Origin of the sequence: Thalassovita litoralis, assembly GCF_900182725.1 — a bacterium.
Classification (GTDB): domain Bacteria; phylum Pseudomonadota; class Alphaproteobacteria; order Rhodobacterales; family Rhodobacteraceae; genus Thalassobius; species Thalassobius litoralis.
In genome coordinates this window covers 15,199-33,501 of record NZ_FXTO01000021.1, presented here as the reverse complement: position 1 = coordinate 33,501, position 18,303 = coordinate 15,199, and the positions used below count along the sequence as shown (strand labels likewise).

Genomic DNA, 18,303 nt, shown 5'->3' with positions numbered 1-18,303 from the left:
GCGCGCACTTCGGTTGCACCAGCCCACACAGGCGGGGCACAGTCATCACCTGATCTGAATCAAGGCATTTACATTCAGTCCGTGGCATATGCGCCAGATTAGCAAGGGACGGAGACGCGCGATGGACCTTCTTTCAGTTGTTGAATGGCTGGGTGAATACCACACAGCCGCCGTGCTGGGTTTGATCACCGGCATCATTTTTGGCGTTTCGGCGCAGCGGTCGCAATTCTGCCTGCGGGCCGCAACCGTACAATTCGCCCGTGGACAGTTGGGGGACAAGGTGGCCGTTTGGTTCCTGACCTTTTCCACCGCTGTCGTCTGGGTACAGGGGGCGCAATTGCTGGGCCTGTTCAACAGCGCCGACGCCCGCCAAATGGCCATCCCCGGAAGCTGGTCCGGTGCCATCATCGGCGGGCTGATTTTTGGCGTTGGCATGGTTCTGGCGCGGGGCTGTTCCGGTCGCCTGCTGGTTTTGGCCGCCACAGGGAACCTGCGGTCCGTGGTGTCGGGGCTGGTTTTCGCGGTGGTGGCACAAATGAGCCTGTCCGGCATCCTGTCCGATTTCCGTAATACGCTGGCCTCGCTGTGGGTGACAAGCGGGGGGCGCAATCTGGATCTGGTCGCCTTTTTCGGCCTGCCGCAATGGGGCGGGCTGGCGATTGGGGTGGTTTTCGCCATTCTGGCGCTGGTGCTGTCGTGGAAAAACCAGATTTCTGCCAGCCGCCTGATTTTTGGGGCGGGCGTCGGCTTTGCCGTGGCGGTGGGCTGGGTCAGCACCTACGCGCTGAGCCAGATCGCCTTTGATCCGGTCACGGTCGAAAGCGTCACCTTTTCCGGCCCGTCGGCCCATACGTTGATGTTCTTTCTGGACCGGAACGAGGTTCTGCAATTCTCGGTCGGCTTGGTGCCGGGGGTCGTGGTCGGATCGTTCACATCCTCTTTCCTGAAGGGTGAATTCAAGTTTCAGGGCTTTTCCGACGAATCCAACATGCGCCGATCTATGACCGGGGCGGTGCTGATGGGGTTTGGCGCGATGCTGGCCGGGGGCTGTGCCATCGGGGCGGGCGTGACCGGCGGATCGGTGTTTGCCGGAACCGCATGGCTGGCCCTGTTCTGCATGTGGGTCGGCGCAATGGCCACGGATATTTTGCTAGATCAACGCGGCCTGAAAACGAAAGCCGCCTAAGCCATCAATAAAACGTCTGCGGGTCGATATCGACACTGATACGGGTTTGGTTGCTGGGGCGGAATTGCGCCAGCCAGCGGGTCAGCGCCGCCTGTAGCGGTGCGCCCTTATCCGCCTTGACCAACAGGCGCACACGATGCCGCCCGCGTATCCGGGCAATCGGGGCGGGGGCCGGGCCAAAGATCTGCGCCCCGACCTGCCGTAGCGGCCCATCGCGGCGGGCCATGTCATTACCCAGATCAAACACATCCTGCACATCGGGCGAGGACAGGATGATCCCCGCCATCCGCCCAAACGGCGGCACACCGGCATGGCGGCGCTCCTCGGCCTCGGCCCGCCAAAACCCGTCTTCATCCCCGGCGATAATAGCGCGGATGACCGGATGTTCCGGCTGATAGGTCTGCAACAGCGCCAGCCCCTTGCGTTCAGACCGCCCTGCCCGCCCGGCCACCTGCCGCATCAATTGAAACGTCCGTTCTGCCGCGCGTAAATCGGACCCTTGCAAGCCCAGATCAGCATCAATCACCCCCACCAGCGTCAGCAAGGGAAAGTTATGCCCCTTGGCCACCAATTGCGTGCCAATGATGATGTCCGCCCCGCCCGCAGCGATGTCTTCGATCTGTGCCTTCAGGGCGCGGGCCGATCCGTATAAATCGGAACTCAGCGTCACCACACGCGCATCGGGAAACAGCGCCTGCGCTTCCTCGGTCAGGCGCTCAACGCCGGGGCCGACCGGGGCCAACCGCCCTTCGGCCCCACAATTGGGGCAGGTTTCCGGGATCGGGGCAGATTCACCGCATTGATGACACACCAGCCGTTTTTGAAAGCGATGTTCAACCATGCGCGCATCGCAATGATCACAGGCGATCTGATGCCCACAGGCACGGCACAGGGTAATCGGGGCATACCCACGACGATTGATGAACAACAACGCCTGTTCGCCACGTTCGACCCGCGCTTTTACCTCGCGCTGCAAGGCCCCGGAAATCCAGCGGTCCGAGGGCAGGCTTTCCCCCCGCATATCAATTGCCCGCATATCAGGCATGACCGCTTCGCCGAACCGGCTGGTCAGGGTCAGCTTATCGTATTTGCCCGCTTCGGCGTTGGTCCAGCTTTCCAGCGATGGCGTGGCCGACGCCAGAACCACCCGCGCCCCGCAAATGCTGGCCCGCAGAACCGCCATATCGCGGGCGTTATACAATACCCCATCTTCTTGTTTATAGGACGTGTCGTGTTCTTCATCGACCACCACCAGACCAAGGTTCTGGAACGGCAAAAACAGCGCGGACCGCGCCCCGATCACCATTTGCGCCCCGCCCTGCCCGACCATTTTCCAGATCCGGCGGCGTTCGGTCATTGTGACGCCAGAATGCCATTCCGCAGGTTTCGCCCCGAACCGCGCCTGCACGCGGGTCAGGAATTCCGCCGTCAGTGCGATTTCAGGCAGCAGAACCAAGGCCTGCCGCCCCTGACGCAAACATTCAGCGACAGCTTCCAGATAAACCTCGGTCTTGCCTGATCCGGTGACGCCGCGCAGCAAGGTTGTGCCATAGCGCCCCGACTGTATCGCCGCCCGCAAGGACAGCGCCGCCTGTTCCTGATCCCCGGTCAGCGTTTTGCCACCAAAGGCCGGGTCCAGATGGGCAAAGGGCAAATCGCGCGGGCGATCCTCTTCCAGCACTGCGCCCTGCTTGACCAATCCCTTGACAACGGTCGTCGTCACGCCTGCCGCTTCGGCCAGTTCTTTCAGGGTAAAGGCCAGCCCGCCATAATCCTCCAGCACCGCCAGAACACGGGTCCGGGCATCTGTCATCCGATCCGGTTCAGACGCCCCCAAACGATAGACTTTCTGCATCGACGGCGGATCGCCCAGCCCCGGCGCACGGGACGCCAGCCGCAGCATCGCAGACAGCGGGGTGAGCGTGTAATCGGCGGCGCGTTGCAGGAAAATCTGCATTTCCTCTCGCATCGGGGCCACATCCAACACGCGGATAATACTGCGGATTTTGCTGCGGTCATAATCCCCTTTGCCACCCGCCCAGACCACGCCAACCACCTTGCGCGGTCCCAGCGGCACCTCGACAAAGGCACCGGCCCAACACCCGCCCTCGGGGGCTTTGTAATCCAGCACACGATTGATGGGCTGCGCAGTCAGCACCCCCACCAGTTCGCCCTCGCTGTAGAATTCCGCCTGCGTCACGTTCCGTCCGGTGAAAAGGGTTTCGGGATCATCCCTTCTGGGGTAAAGCCTGCAATAGCAAAGTCCAACCCTACTTGAGGCCCTGACATGAAATTCTTCGTTGATACCGCCGAGATCGACGCCATCGCCGAGCTGCACGCCTTGGGCATGGTGGACGGCGTAACCACCAACCCGTCACTGATCAAAAAATCCGGTCGCGACATTCTGGAAGTGACCAAGGAAATCTGTGATCTGGTCGATGGTCCCGTATCCGCCGAAGTCACCGCCACCGATGCTGATCAAATGATCGCCGAAGGCCGTAAGCTGGCCGAAATCGCGGAAAATATCGCCGTCAAAGTCCCCCTGACATGGGACGGTCTAAAGGCCTGTAAGGTGCTGACGGACGAAGGCAAAATGGTCAACGTGACCCTGTGTTTTTCCGCCAATCAGGCATTGCTGGCCGCCAAGGCGGGCGCGACCTTTATCAGCCCCTTCATCGGACGGCTGGACGACATCGCGCTGGACGGCATGGAACTGATCGAGGACATCCGCGTGGTCTATGACAATTACGGGTTCACGACCGAGATTCTGGCCGCCTCGATCCGGTCGGTGAATCACGTTCTGGATTGCGCCCGGATCGGTGCCGATGTGATGACCGCCCCCCCCGCCGTGATCAAGGCAATGGTCAACCATCCGCTGACGGACAAGGGGCTGGACGCGTTCCTGGCAGACATCAAAGCCGCCAATATCAAGATCCTGTAAAAGGACGGCGGGCGGGCTTCTGCCTGTTCTAAAAAAGATAAGGAAATACCGGGGCGGATTTGCTACTGTCCCGGTAAAGACCAAGAGGCACGAATGAGCACCAAGCCCCTGATCGACGCGAATTTGCGCGAACGCATTATCGCGCAACCCGATGTCATTCTGGATGACACGGATTTGATGCGCGCCCTTGTTGCCGCCAATGAACGCGCAATGGGCAGCAATATCGTGGATTTGCGCGGCATTGCGATGGAACGTCTGGAAACCCGGCTGGACCGGCTGGAAGACACCCACCGCAGCGTGATTGCCGCCGCCTATGAAAATCTGGCAGGCACCAATCAGGTGCATCGTGCCATCCTGCGAATGCTGGAACCGCTGAGCTTTGAAACCTTCCTGCGCGATCTGGGCGGCCCCGTGGCCGAGGTGCTGCGGGTGGATTGCGTAAAGCTGCTGCTGGAAACCGCCCAAAGCGAAGATGACCCCGTATTGCAACGGCTGGGCAAGGTGCTGTCCATATCCGGCCCCGGCTTTATTGACGACTACCTGACAGCCGGTCGCAATGTGCCGGTGCGGCAGGTCACATTGCGCCAAGTCCAAGAGGGCAATACACGGGTCTATGGCGACGATGCGGGCTTTATCCGGTCCGAAGCTTGCCTGAAGCTGGATTTCGGCCCGAACCGATTGCCGGGAATGCTGGTCATGGGATCGGAAGACCCGCACCAGTTCAGCCCCCAGCAAGGCACTGACCTTCTGTCGTTTTTTGCAGGCGTATTTGAACGAACCATGCGCCGTTGGCTGGCATGAGCCTGATTTCACCAGCCGCGCGGGACGCCCTGCAATCGTGGCTGGAAAGCCAAAGTGCGCTGCGCGGATCATCCCAAAACACACTGGACGCCTATCGCCGGGATGTGGTGGATTTTCTGAGTTTCATCACGGTTCATAAAGGCGAGCCACAAGGATTGAAGGCGCTGGAGCGCGTCACCGTGTCCGACATGCGGGCATGGATGGCACAAACCCGCGGCGATGGGATCGCGGCCCGCTCAATGGCGCGGAAACTATCCTCGGTCAAAAGCTTCTTTCGCTGGCTGGCCGAGCGTCAGGGCTTTGATCCCTCTGCCGTCCTGTCCACCCGCAGCCCGAAATTTCACCGCAAGCTGCCGCGCCCGCTGGACGTTGATGCCGCCCGCAAGATGCTGGAAACGGTGGAATTGCAAGCCAGCAAGGATTGGGTTGCAGCGCGGGATTTGGCCGTGGTCACGCTGCTGTATGGCTGCGGCCTGCGGATTTCCGAAGCTCTGGGATTACAGGGCCGGGTTTTACCGCTGGGCGACAGCCTGCGCATTCTGGGCAAAGGCGGCAAAGAACGGATCGTTCCCGTCATCGGGGCGGCGCGGCAAGCGGTGGATCGCTATGTCAGCCTGTGCCCGCACCAGATGGAACCTGATCAGCCCGTGTTTCGCGGGGTACGCGGTGGGGCCTTGAACCCCCGCCAAATTCAGCAGGTTATGGAAAAGGCACGGATGCAACTGGGCCTGCCCGCCAGCGCCACCCCCCATGCGATGCGGCACAGCTTTGCCACCCATCTGTTGAATGCCGGGGGTGATCTGCGGGCGATACAGGAATTGCTGGGCCACGCGTCCCTGTCGACGACACAAACCTATACAGCGGTGGACTTGGACCGGCTTTTGGACGTATACGAAAACACCCATCCCAAGGCATAAGCACTGTACCCACAGGGGAATTCGTTGACTTTTACACATGAATCCAAAGCATTATCTGTTCATCTGCTGACCGCGACAGGGGCGGTTTTCGCCATGCTGGCGATGCTGGCCGCGGTCGAGGAAAAATGGAGCCTGATGTTCCTGTGGCTGGTTGTGGCCTTTGCCGTGGACGGGATCGACGGGCCACTGGCCCGAAAATACGAGGTCAAACATTACGCCGCCCGGTTTGACGGGGTGTTGCTGGACCTGATCATCGACTATCTGACTTATGTGTTCATCCCGGCCTTTGCGTTGTTCAAATCCGATCTGTTGCCGGGCTGGACCGGCTGGGTTGCGATTATCCTTATCACCTTTGCCAGCGCGATGTATTTCGCCGACAGTCGCATGAAAACAAAGGATAATTCCTTTCATGGGTTTCCCGGTTGCTGGAATATGCTGGTGCTGGTCCTGTTCGCCTTGCAGCCGAATTTCTGGATCATTCTGGGGTTGGTTGCCGCGCTGGCCGTGGGCATGTTCCTGCCGCTGAAATTCATTCACCCGGTCCGCACGGAACGCTGGCGCAAGCTGTCCTTGCCGGTGGCGCTGGCATGGACATTTTTCGCGGGCTGGGCGGCTTGGGTGGATTTCCACCCCGAAAGCTGGGCGCATTGGGGGTTGGTTCTGACGTCGATCTATTTGTTGCTGGTTGGGATCGCCCAGCAGGTTATCCCACAACGCGACTGACCCGCAGTGGATGAAACAACGCCCCACCGCCCCCCGGTCATTGGGGAAAGCGGCGGAATTTGAGTATTTTTAGCAAGATGAAAGGCGGGCTGGCGCGTTAACCTTACCCTTTGGTAAAGCGGTCAGATCAGAAGCCCACCGCCGCCTTCGTGGCGCAACAGCCAAACCTTGGTTTCCACGCCCCCAAGACCGGAAAAGCCCCCCAACCCATTGGCCCCCAGAACCCTGTGACACGGGATCAGAATAGGGATTGGATTGCCGCCACAGCCCCGCCCCACGGCCTGCGCGGACACGCCCAAATCCCGCGCCAGATCGCCATAGGTGCGGGTTTCGCCAAACGGGATGGCGGCAATAGCGGCGCAGACCTGCTGTTGAAAGCCCGTACCACGCACGTTTAACGCCAGATCAAAGGCGTGCAGCGTTCCGTTGAAATAGGCGGTGATCTGGTCGGCGGCGTCTTGCAATAGCGGCGTCGGCGGCTGGCTTGTCGCGGTCTGCGGCGGCTCCCATCGGCAAGCGATGATGGTGCCATCGCTTTCGGTCAGGGTGATCGGCCCGGTTGGGGTGGCAAGGGTCAGGCTGTGCATGTTTGCAATAGTGCAAGAGGTTGCCAGCACGACGCAAGACTGAACGGACAGCTAAAAATCAAACGGCCCCGCACAAGGCGGGGCCGAATGTATGATGGCATAGGGTTGATTATCCCAGCGCTTCGTCACAGCGTTTGCAGGTGCCTGCATGGCTGTGGGTGCCAACATCCGGCAGGATTTTCCAACACCGCTGGCATTTTTGACCTTCTGCCTTTTCAAACACCACGCCGACGCCTTCGATTTCGGGCATACGGAAGGCCTCGGACGGAAGCGGATCGCCGCTCAGCGTCAGGGCCGAGGTGATGCAGATGTCATCAAAGTTCACCGATTTCAGCGCGGCCAGCATATCGGCATCGCGGACATGGACCACCGGGGCCGCTTCCAGCGATGCGCCGATCACCTTGTCCGTGCGCTGGATTTCCAACGCTGCGGTCACGACGCGGCGGGCCTGACGGACCTTGGCCCATTTCGCGGCCAGCGGTTCGTTCAGCCAATCGGCAGGCGTTTCGGGGATGTCCTGCAAATGCACGCTGCTGTCATCGCCGGGGAAGCGTTCCAGCCAAACCTCCTCCATCGTGAAGACAAGGATCGGGGCCAGCCATGTCGTCAGGCGATGGAACAGGATGTCCAGCACGGTACGGGCGGCATTGGCGCGCAACGTATCGCCATCGCAATACAGCGCATCCTTGCGGATGTCGAAATAGAAGGCCGACAGATCCACCGTGGCAAAATTGAACACCGCGCTGAACACGCCCTGGAAATCAAAGGTCGCATAACCGTTGCGCACCCGATGATCCAATTCGGCCAGACGGTGCAGAACCCATTGTTCCAGTTCGGGCATGTCAGCGGGGGCCACGCGTTGCGATTCATCGAACTGCGCCAGCGACCCCAGCATGAACCGCATGGTATTCCGCAAACGGCGATAGCTGTCAGCCGTGCCTTTCAGGATTTCCGGCCCGATCCGCTGATCGGTGCTGTAATCGGTCTGGGCCACCCACAGGCGCAAGATGTCCGCGCCGTATTGCTTCACCACTTCTTCGGGGACGATGGTATTGCCCAACGACTTGGACATTTTATTGCCCTTCTCGTCCAGCGTGAACCCGTGCGTAACCACGTTGCGATAGGGTGCGCGGCCCTTGGTGCCACAAGCTTGAAGCAAGGACGAATGGAACCAGCCGCGGTGTTGGTCGGTGCCTTCCATATAGACATCCGCGAAACCGTCCGCGGTGCCATCGGCACGGTCGCGCAGAACAAAGGCGTGGGTCGAACCGCTGTCGAACCACACGTCCAGCACGTCGAACACCTGTTCGTAATCGTCCGGGTTGGCCGCGTCACCGATAAAGCGGGCCTTGGCCCCGTCCGCATACCAAGCATCCGCGCCATCGGTTTCAAACGCGTCAAAGATACGTTTGTTCACGGCAGCATCACGCAGCAGGAAATCATCGTCGGTGGGCAGCGCGCCCTTTTTCACGAAACAGGTCAGCGGCACGCCCCACGCCCGTTGGCGCGACAGCACCCAATCGGGGCGGGTTTCGATCATCGCATACAGGCGGTTGCGCCCGGATTGCGGGGTGAATTTCACCAACTGGTCAATCGAGGTCAGCGCCCGTTCGCGGATGGTTTTGCCATAGGTATCATCCCCGCCCGCCGGACGGTCGATGGCAGCAAACCATTGCGGCGTATTGCGGAAGATCACCGGCGCTTTGGACCGCCACGAATGCGGATAGCTATGGGTCACACGGCCACGGGCGATGATACCGCCCGCCTCGACCAGCTTGTCGATCACGGCGGTGTTGGCCTTGCCTTCCTTGCCCTTGTGATCCAGCACTTTCAGCCCGGCAAAGAACGGCACATGCGGCAGGAATTCCGATTCCTCGCCAACATTGTGGGTCATGCGGTCGATCCAGTTGCGCTTGACGAAACATTCATAGTCGTCAGCACCGTGGCTGGGCGCGGTGTGCACGAAACCGGTCCCGGCATCGTCGGTGACGTGATCGCCGTCGATCATCGGCACGTCGTAATCCCAGAAGCCATTTGCCCCGTCCAGACCGGCGAAGGGGTGTTTGAGGATCATACCGTCAAATTCCGCCGCATCCACATCACGCACACGGGTAAATTCAGTCACACGGGATTTGGTCAGCGCATCCTCGGCCAGGGCATCAGCGAACAGATACAGATCGCCGGGGTTGGTCCAGCTTTCATCCTGCGTGGCGTCCACGCGGTACAGGCCATAAGCAATCTTCGGGTTAAAGGCCACGGCCTTGTTCGATGGGATGGTCCACGGTGTCGTGGTCCAGATCACGACACGGGCATCGGCCAAAGTGTCAGCCCCCGAGGCCACAGCAAACGGCACCCAGATCGTGTGCGATTTATGATCGTGGTATTCAATCTCGGCCTCGGCCAGCGCGGTTTTTTCCACCGGCGACCACATCACGGGTTTCGATCCCTGATACAGCGTGCCGTTCATCAGGAACTTCATGAATTCTTCGGCGATCACGGCCTCGGCGTGGTAATCCATCGTCAGATAAGGATCGTCCCAGTTACCGGTGATGCCCAGACGTTTGAATTCCTCGCGCTGGATATCAACCCATTTTTCGGCAAAGGCACGGCATTCGCGGCGGAAATCCACCACGTTCACTTCGTCCTTGTTTTTGCCCTTGGCGCGGTACTGTTCCTCGATCTTCCATTCAATCGGCAGACCGTGGCAGTCCCAACCGGGGACATAGCGGGAATCGAAGCCCATCATCTGATGCGACCGCACGATCATATCCTTGATCGTCTTGTTCAGCGCGTGGCCGATATGCAGGTGGCCATTGGCATAGGGCGGGCCATCATGCAGGGTAAAGGGCTGGCGGCTGCCATCTTTGGCCTTGTCGCGCAGGCGGCCATAGATATCCATATCCGCCCAGCGTTGCAGCCAAGCCGGTTCACGTTTGGGCAGACCCGCCCGCATCGGGAAATCGGTTTGCGGCAGGTTCAGCGTGTCTTTGTATTCAGGGGTGTCGGCGCACATCGGTGGCGTCCTTCGAATGGTCGTGTGAAGTCTGGATGGGGGCGGCGCGGAAACCCATACGCCTTGTCCCGGCGGCTCTTATGCTCAGAGCGCCGGGCATGTAATTCGAATAATGATCGCGATCATATGCGTCATGCTGCGGCTTATACGGCGCACAACGCGCAGGGTAAAGCGGCTGCGAGGGGCCGAGATAAAAGAAAAATCCGTAAAATAACGGGGGCGACAGGCTGGCTGCATCTGGCAAAACGCTGGATGGCGCGGGCGCGACCCCAAGACGGGAATGCGCGGTTATCCCCTAACGGAATGGCTGGCTTGATTGGGCTGCGTGGCTGGCACAGGGCTGGCTGCGTGGCGTATCTGGCTTGCGCGTTCCGTGGTGGAAAACTGCGATTCGCGTGTTAGGGACAACATAGCGCGCCCCTGACATCCCGTCAATTTATTACGACATTTCAATATGTTGAGTTATTTAGTCGGAATTAAGACACAGTTATTCTTATCGGGAAAACATTGCCTTACGCTGCCCCTACCCTTAGATGAACCACATCACAGACCGGAGCCACCATGACCGCCCTGCCCCCGAAGTTCGACGTTACGCGTGATGACATCGCCCGCGTGGTTCATGCCTTCTATGCGATGGTGCGGGATCATCCGGGATTAGGCCCGGTCTTTGCCGCGCATATCACCGACTGGCCCAAACACGAGGAAAAAATCATCCGGTTCTGGGCCAATGCAATCCTGTACGAACGCAGCTATGACGGCAACCCGCTAGAGGTTCACCGGCAAGCCAGGAATGTGCGCCCCGGCATGTTCGATCCTTGGCTCGGCCTGTTTGATTTGACCCTGCGGCTGGAATTGCGCCCTGAACAGGCGGCAGCATGGTCCGAACTGGCCCATCGCATCGGGCGATCATTACGCGCGGGCGTTGTGGAAAAAACCCACGGCAAAGACGGTATTCCACGCCTGTTCTGACCCGATAGCGTCGCAAAGCCGCAGAGATCAAAAAGAAACCAATCCGCTTCTTTCTGATCTCAAATACTCTGGGGGCGGTCGCCGCAGGCGGCCGGGGGCAAAGCCCCCAAACGTCCCCGCAAGACGCCCGTTACATCAACGCAGGTCTTTTTCACCCAACCCCAGACCGCGACCGATGATTTCCTTCATGATCTCGGATGTCCCGGCATAAATCCGGCTGATCCTTGCGTCCTGATACATTTGGCAGATGCGGTATTCTTCCATATACCCGGCCCCGCCGTGCATCTGTACGCCCAGATCCACCATATCGCCCTGAATTTCAGAACACAGCAGTTTCAGCGCCGCCGCATCTTCGGGGGTCAGGCGGTCGGCATTGGCCAGCATCACACATTGATCCAGCCACGCCTGCGCCGCATCCAGCCGCGCCCGCATTTCCGCCATTTTGAAGCGTGAATTCTGGAACGCCCCCACCGGACGACCAAAGGCGCGGCGATCCTTGATAAACTCCAGCGTCACGTCAAAGGCCACCTGCGCATGAGACAGCGATGAAATCGCGCTCATCGTGCGTTCCACGGCCAGACATTCGGACATATAGGCAAACCCCATCCCCGGATCGCCCAGCAGGTTTTCCTTGGGGACTTTGACGTTGTCAAAAATCAGCTCTGCCGTGTCCTGTGCGGGAAGGCCGAATTTTTTCAGATGCCGCCCGCGGCTAAACCCTTCCATGCCTTCTTCGATCACGAACAGGCCGATCTGCCCGCGCCCGTCGCCGGTTTTCGCCGCCGTGACAAAGGTCGTGCCGATGATCCCGTTCGAGATAAAGGTCTTCGCCCCGTTCACCAGCCAATGATCCCCCATATCCACCGCTTTTGTGCGGATACCGGCCAAATCGCTGCCGGTGTTGGGTTCGGTCATGGCGATGCCAAGGATGGATTCCCCGCGCACGGCAGGCGGCAGGAACCGGGCCTTTTGTTCCGGCGTACACAGGCGATCCAGATAGGGACCGACCAGTTTGGAATGGGCGTTGTGGAAAAACCCGATGTCGGTCCAGCGGATGCTTTCTTCGATCAACACCTGTTCATAGCGCAAATCCCGAATACCCAGGCCGCCATATTGTTCCTCGGCCCACAGCAACAGCAAGCCCTGCTCGCCCATTTTCAAAAAGGCTTCGCGGTCCACATGGCCTTGGGCGCGCCAGCGTTCCACATCGCCTGACAGTTCCTTTTGCAGGAACTTCCGGGCGGAATCGCGGAACATTTCATGTTCTTCTTCCAAATGAACTCGGGGGAATGCCATCACTCGGCCTCCTTTGCTAATTCAGCACGCAATACATGTTTCAGAACCTTGCCCGCCGGGGACAACGGCAATTCTTCGACCAGCGATATAGACCGGGGCGCCTTGTAATCGGCGATCAGCGATTTCACATGCGCCCGCACGCTTTCCAGCGTAATATTCGCACCGGGTTTCGGCACGATCACGGCATGGACCCGTTCGCTCCAATCGGGGTCTTTCACGGCCACCACGGCTGAGGCCGCAATCTGGGGCATACTGGCCAAAGCGTTTTCCACCTCGGCCGAGTAGACGTTTTCGCCCCCTGACACGATCATGTCTTTCACGCGGTCCACGATATAGACATAGCCCTGTTCATCGACCCGCCCGGCATCCCCCGTATGCAACCAGCCGCCGCGCATGGCGTGGGCGGTTTCCTCGGGGCGGTTCCAATAGCCCAGCATGGTTTGCGGGCCGCGCACGGCAATTTCGCCCACTTCCCCAATCGGCACTTCGCGGTCGTCCTCGTCCACGATCTTAACCTCGGCTGTGGGAATGGGGCGGCCTATGGTTTTCAGACGCGCCTCGGCCCCTTCGCCCAGATGATCCTCGGGGCGCAGGGCCGTGACCACTGGGGAAAATTCGGTCTGGCCGTATAGATGGGTAAAGCCCGTGGTCGGCACCGCCGCGATGGCCTGTTCCAACAGCACCATATCAATCGGGGCGGCCCCATAGCGGATCGTCCGCAACGAGGTCAGATCACGCTCCGGACGGTCCGGGTGATCCAGCAGCCAGCGCAGCATCGTTGGCACCACGAAAATATCGCCAACGCGTTCCTCTTCGATCAGGCGCAAGGCCTTTCCGGCGTCAAACGCCCCCAGAACGACCTGCGTTGACCCGCGATAGGAGAACTGAAAAATCGTACCGATCCCACCGATATGAAAGAACGGAGCCACATGCAGCCCCGGCGCATCCCCTGCGTTCCGGCAGGCGGCCCCCAATCCCATGACATTCCACAGGATGTTGTCGTGGCTTAGCATCACGCCCTTGGATCGGCCCGTGGTGCCGCCGGTATACAGCAGCCCGGCCAGATCATCGCCGCCGCGCCCGGCGTCGTCCACCGGGTCATGGCTGGCGATCAGACCTTCATAGGACAGCATCCCATCAGGGGCATCGGCATCGCCTACATGGATCACGGTTTCCAACCCCGGAAACAAATCCCGCAGCTTGTCCACCATCGGCACGAATTCATCCGTGACCAACAAAACCCGCGTATCGCTATCCTCTAGCGAAAAGGCGATTTCCTGCGCCGACCAGCGGGCATTCACCGGGTTGAACACGCCCCCGGCCCACAAGGTTGCCCAGACATATTCAATATATCTGTCGGTATTGGGCGATAACATGCCAATACGGTCGCCGTGTTTCACCCCATGCGCCTGAAACGCCCCGGCCAGCCGCGCCACGCGGTCAATCATCTGGGCGTTGGTCTGGCGGCGGCCCTGAAATACGGTCGCGGTTTTTTGCGGTCGTTCCCGCAGTACTTTATGAAGCGCTAACGTCAGTTGCATGGCTCAATTCCGGCTCCGTTCATCCAGACCCAGACCACGCCCAATAATTTCGCGCATGATTTCAGACGTACCAGCATAAATTCGGCTGATCCGCGCATCCCCGTACAGACGAGAGATTTCGTATTCTTCCATATAGCCCGCCCCGCCATGAAGCTGCACGCATTCATCAACCACGCGGCCTTCGACTTCGGATGTGAACAGCTTTGCTTGGGCGGCCATTTCGGCGCTTAATTCGCCTTTCAGGTGCTCGCGCACGCAATGATCCGTCAGCGCCCATGCCGCATCCAGTTCCGTCCGCATCGACGCCATTTTGAAGCGCGAATTCTGGAACGTCCCGATCGGACGACCAAAGGCGCGGCGATCCATGATATATTCCATCGTGACGTCAAAGGCGCGTTCGGCGCGGGCGGTGAACCCCAGGGCGCCCATGATCCGCTCTTCGGCCAGATTCATCATCATGGATTTGAACCCCTTGCGCGGGTCGCCCAGCACATTGGCCTTGGGGATTTTCACATCGTCAAAAAACAGCTCTGCGGTGTCCTGCGATGCCAGCCCCATCTTTTTCAGATTACGGCCCCGGCTAAAGCCTTCCATCCCGTCTTCGACCAGAAACAGCCCGATTTCATGGCCGTCACCAGTACGCGCGGCAACCACCACCAAGCCAGCCAGAAAGCCGTTGGAAATATAGGTCTTGGACCCGTTCAACACCCAATGATCGTCCATTTCAACGGCACGGGTTCGCACCCCGCCCAGATCAGACCCGGTGCCGGGTTCCGTCATCGCAATCGCCAGCACACAATCGCCCGAAACGATTCCCGGCATGAAGCGGTCGCGTTGTTCATCGGTGCCCAGCTTATGAATATAGGGGGCCACGATCCGGTTGTGCAGCGCAATGAAAAACCCCGGCTCGCGCGGGTTGATTTCTTCGGCAAGGATCATGTCATAGCGGAAATCATCCAGCCCCAGACCGCCGTATTTTTCATCGGCATACATGCACAGGAACCCCTGTTCCCCGGCTTTTTTCCACACCTCGCGGCTGACGCACCCCTCCTCGCGCCATGTTTCGGCATGGGGAAACACCTCTTCCTCGGCCCATTTGCGCACCGAGTTGCGGAAGATTTCGTGTTCTTCGTCATAGATCGTCCGTTTCAGCACGGGACATCTCCTGTCTGATCAAAAGTTAACAATTTTACGAGGGGGATTTAGGGGGGCGCGGGGCGGTCCGAAACCGCCCCGCAGCGTTGATTATTTGATGGTTTCTACCAGCTCCCACGATCCGTTATTCACGCGCGAGATGAAGATATCGGTCGTCCCGACATGCTTATCTGCGGTGTATTTCACATGGGCGGCAACGATCGGATCGTCATAATCCAGCGTTTCCATTGCCTTGATGAAACCTTCGCGGGTCAGATCGGGACCGGCTGCTTCCAGCGCTTTCACGATCATTTCCGCCGCAGAACGGCCCAGCAGCGCGCCAGTACCGGGGAATTTTTCCCCCGTGGCTTCGGTATAGGATTTCACCCATGCCGCTACTTCGGGCTGCGAAACGCGGGCTTCCAGATCCTGCCAGCCGGATGCAGCCCAAACGCCGCCGGTCACGCCCTGCGCGCCCAGCCCTTTGGCCACAACGGTGTGGAACCCGGCCGAGCTTTGCAGGAACTCCATTTTCAGGCCCAGCTTGTTGGCGGTGGCGATCACGTTGATGGTTTGGCTGATACCCAGCGCCGTTGCCACCAGTTCACAACCTGCGTCGTTCAGCTTACCCAATGCGCCCGAAAAATCGGTTTCATCCGGCTTGTGCTGGGTTTCGATACCAAAGGCCGCGCCAGACGCTTTTGCGCCATCCTTCACACCCATTTCGATTTCCTTGCCGAAATCGGTGGGCAGATACATCAGGCAGAAGGTTTTCTTGCCCTGTTCCTTGGCCAGATATTCTGTCGCGGTTTTGATCCCATCATAGTACGAAGCGTTCGACATGAATTTCCACGGCGCAGGCGGATCCACCATCTGACGCGCCGACGACAGCGGTGCAACGCTGGGAATGCCCTTCGGCTCCATCATCTTGAACAGCGCAAGGTTATGCGGCGTTCCCAAGGTCATGAACATCGCGAAAATCTTATCGCGGTTGATCAGCTTATTGCCCGCCTGAACGGCCTTTGGCACCTGATAGCCGTGATCTTCGATGATATAGGTGATCTTGCGGCCATGCACGCCGCCTTTGGCGTTCACCTCGTCGAAATACATGTTGATGGCTTTCACCGTCGGCACGGAAAACGGCGCGAAAATGCCCGAAAGGTCATGCGCCGCACCCAGCTTGATCTCGGTGTCGGTTACGCCATCTTCGGCCATTGCCGGGGCGCCTAACCCCAGCGACAGCGCCGCGACGGCGGCCAGTGTTTTGATTGCTTTCATTGTTTTACTTCCTCCCATTGATCTTGTGCGATCTGGTTATCTACCAACCGCGCCCCTCCTCTGGGCGCGATCAGTACATGCTGTCGATCAAGCCGGCGTGACGCGAGTTCACATAGTTCCGCTTGAGTTTCATGGTGGGTGTCAGTTCTTCATCCTCGGCGGTCAACAAGATGTCGATCAGGCGGAAATCTTTGATTTGTTCCACCTGCGCGAAAGACTTGTTCGTTTCCGTGACCACTTTGCCGATCAGTTCCACCACCTCTTTTGCTCGCGTCAAAGACGCGAAGTCCGCATAAGGAATTTGACGCTCTTGCGCGAACCTTTCAACATTTTCCTGATCAATCATGATCAGGCATGTCAGATATTTGCGCTTATCGCCAATCACCACCGCATCCGAAATATAGGGCGAAAACTTTAGTTTGCTTTCAATTTCGGCTGGGGTGATATTTTTACCCCCGGCTGTGATGATGATGTCTTTCAGGCGTCCGGTGATGGTCAGGTTGCCCCGATTATCCAGCCGCCCGATGTCCCCTGTGCGCAACCAACCGTCATCCGTCAGGGTTTCGGCGGTTTTTTCCGGCTTGTTCCAGTAGCCCCCGAACACCGCCGGACCACCGACCTGAATTTCCCCATCCGGGGCAATCCGCACCTGTGTGCCGGGAATGGCCGGGCCAACCGTGCCGATATGGTTTTCGGCCACCGTGTTGATCGTTGCCACCCCCGAGGTTTCGGTCATCCCGTACCCTTCCAGCAGATGCACGCCGATGGCTTCGAACCAGCGCAGCAGGTCGGGCGAAATCGGAGCGGCCCCGGTGGTGCAGCGCCGTGTCCGCGCCAGCCCCACCAGATTGCGCAGATTGCGCAACACCAGCACATCCGCAAGCGCCAGATTAAGCGCGGCAACCGGGTTCAGGCGTTTGCCTTCTTCGATGGCAGCCACCTTCTTCATGCCCGCATTCACAGCCCAATCCAGAAACGCCTTGCCGATCCAGCCCGCTTCGGACCGCATGATCGTGACGCGGGAATAGATCTTTTCCCAGATCCGCGGCACCCCGGTAAAGGAATGCGGGCTGACCTCGCGCAGGTTATCGAACACAGTTTCCGGGCTTTCGGCAAAGTTCACCTTGCACCCGGCCAAGATCGGGAATTCCACCGAAATCAGCCGTTCCAGAACGTGACACAGCGGCAGGAAACACAGCAATTCATCGGTGTCGAAGAATTCCAGCGTCTGTTCACCCGCAAACATCTGATAAATCACGTTGCGATGCGTGATCATCGCGCCCTTGGGCGGGCCGGTGGTGCCGCTGGTATAGATCAGCATCCGCGGATCGTTCGGCTTCACCGCTTCCAAGGCCTGCTCGAACTTCTTGGGGTTGGCCTTGGCTTCTGCCGCGCCCAGCTCCATCAGTTCGTCCCAGAACATCACCTGCGGGTCGCTGAACGTGGCCAAACCGTCCCGGTCGAACACGATGACCTTTTTCAGGCCGGGCATTTCATCCCGTACTTCCAGAAACTTGTCCAACTGTTCGTCATTTTCCACGAACAGGAACGGCGAGCCAGAGTCATTGACCAGATAGGCCAATTGCGAGGCCGAATCCGTGGTGTATACCCCCGAGGGAATGCCCCCCACAGCCGCAACACCCAGATCGACATACAGCCATTCGCGCCGGTCCTCGGACAGGATTTGGACGGGTTGCCCCTTTTCCAGCCCCATCGCCAGCAGCCCCAGCCCGGCGTTACGCGCATCGTTGTAATAATCTGCCCAGCTATAGGCCTGCCAGACGCCCAGTTCCTTTTCCCGGTGCGCTGTTTTCTGGCCCAGTTCTCGGCAGCGTTTTGCCCAAAGCTTCACGACGGTATCGCAACCGTCCATCGCAATCGGCGCGTCGGCGGGGATGAACATATCTGTCGTCATCG

Annotated in this window: 14 protein-coding genes; 6 read left to right on the top strand and 8 right to left on the bottom strand. The window is 59.2% G+C overall.

Translation table 11 applies throughout. From position 1 onward, the window contains the following. Positions 1-121 precede the first annotated feature (121 nt). Positions 122-1,186, top strand: a complete 1,065-nt coding sequence (locus FN828_RS14225) for a YeeE/YedE family protein (RefSeq protein WP_142494140.1) — start codon at positions 122-124, stop codon at positions 1,184-1,186. A 4-nt stretch (positions 1,187-1,190) separates the two neighbouring features. On the opposite strand, the gene FN828_RS14220 is transcribed toward FN828_RS14225, so the two are convergent. Continuing rightward, positions 1,191-3,386 (bottom strand): primosomal protein N', encoded by a 2,196-nt coding sequence (locus tag FN828_RS14220; protein ID WP_142494139.1) that lies wholly within the window; start codon positions 3,384-3,386, stop codon positions 1,191-1,193. A gap of 87 nt (positions 3,387-3,473) precedes the next feature. Here FN828_RS14220 and fsa point away from each other — a divergent pair, with 87 nt between their 5' ends. From fsa to FN828_RS14200, 4 genes are all read left to right on the top strand, one after another. Then, positions 3,474-4,127, top strand: a complete 654-nt coding sequence (fsa, locus tag FN828_RS14215) for a fructose-6-phosphate aldolase (RefSeq protein WP_142494138.1) — start codon at positions 3,474-3,476, stop codon at positions 4,125-4,127. Between the two features lie 93 nt (positions 4,128-4,220). After that, entirely contained in the window at positions 4,221-4,928 is a 708-nt protein-coding gene (locus FN828_RS14210) for a DUF484 family protein (RefSeq protein ID WP_142494137.1), read from the top strand. Beyond that, complete coding sequence (locus FN828_RS14205) at positions 4,925-5,845, top strand: tyrosine recombinase XerC (protein ID WP_142494136.1); 921 nt, start codon at positions 4,925-4,927, stop codon at positions 5,843-5,845. The genes FN828_RS14210 and FN828_RS14205 overlap by 4 nt, the downstream gene beginning before the upstream one ends. 24 nt (positions 5,846-5,869) lie before the next feature. After that, the gene (locus FN828_RS14200; protein WP_268987213.1) at positions 5,870-6,568 is read left to right on the top strand and encodes a CDP-alcohol phosphatidyltransferase family protein; all 699 of its coding nucleotides are present in this window, start codon (positions 5,870-5,872) and stop codon (positions 6,566-6,568) included. A 122-nt stretch (positions 6,569-6,690) separates the two neighbouring features. On the opposite strand, the gene FN828_RS14195 is transcribed toward FN828_RS14200, so the two are convergent. Continuing rightward, complete coding sequence (locus tag FN828_RS14195; RefSeq protein ID WP_142494135.1) at positions 6,691-7,155, bottom strand: methylated-DNA--[protein]-cysteine S-methyltransferase; 465 nt, start codon at positions 7,153-7,155, stop codon at positions 6,691-6,693. Between the two features lie 109 nt (positions 7,156-7,264). Beyond that, positions 7,265-10,168: an isoleucine--tRNA ligase gene (ileS, locus tag FN828_RS14190; protein ID WP_142494134.1), complete on the bottom strand. Its 2,904-nt coding sequence runs from the start codon at positions 10,166-10,168 to the stop codon at positions 7,265-7,267. A gap of 561 nt (positions 10,169-10,729) precedes the next feature. On the opposite strand from ileS, the gene FN828_RS14185 reads away from it, so the two are divergent. After that, positions 10,730-11,137 (top strand): group III truncated hemoglobin, encoded by a 408-nt coding sequence (locus FN828_RS14185; protein ID WP_142494133.1) that lies wholly within the window; start codon positions 10,730-10,732, stop codon positions 11,135-11,137. 135 nt (positions 11,138-11,272) lie between these two features. On the opposite strand, the gene FN828_RS14180 is transcribed toward FN828_RS14185, so the two are convergent. The 5 genes from FN828_RS14180 to FN828_RS14160 all read right to left on the bottom strand — a co-directional run bounded on the left by FN828_RS14180 (position 11,273) and on the right by FN828_RS14160 (position 18,301). After that, positions 11,273-12,433 (bottom strand): acyl-CoA dehydrogenase family protein, encoded by a 1,161-nt coding sequence (locus tag FN828_RS14180; RefSeq protein ID WP_142494132.1) that lies wholly within the window; start codon positions 12,431-12,433, stop codon positions 11,273-11,275. Further along, the gene (locus FN828_RS14175; RefSeq protein WP_142494131.1) at positions 12,433-13,974 is read right to left on the bottom strand and encodes a long-chain-fatty-acid--CoA ligase; all 1,542 of its coding nucleotides are present in this window, start codon (positions 13,972-13,974) and stop codon (positions 12,433-12,435) included. The genes FN828_RS14180 and FN828_RS14175 overlap by 1 nt, the downstream gene beginning before the upstream one ends. 3 nt (positions 13,975-13,977) lie before the next feature. Further along, positions 13,978-15,129 carry an acyl-CoA dehydrogenase family protein gene (locus FN828_RS14170; RefSeq protein WP_221930555.1) on the bottom strand — a complete coding sequence of 384 codons (1,152 nt, stop codon included), beginning with the start codon at positions 15,127-15,129 and terminating at the stop codon, positions 13,978-13,980. 90 nt (positions 15,130-15,219) lie between these two features. After that, the gene (locus tag FN828_RS14165; protein ID WP_142494130.1) at positions 15,220-16,386 is read right to left on the bottom strand and encodes an ABC transporter substrate-binding protein; all 1,167 of its coding nucleotides are present in this window, start codon (positions 16,384-16,386) and stop codon (positions 15,220-15,222) included. 70 nt (positions 16,387-16,456) lie between these two features. Beyond that, positions 16,457-18,301 (bottom strand): AMP-dependent synthetase/ligase, encoded by a 1,845-nt coding sequence (locus tag FN828_RS14160; protein ID WP_142494129.1) that lies wholly within the window; start codon positions 18,299-18,301, stop codon positions 16,457-16,459. Positions 18,302-18,303: the final 2 nt, after the last annotated feature.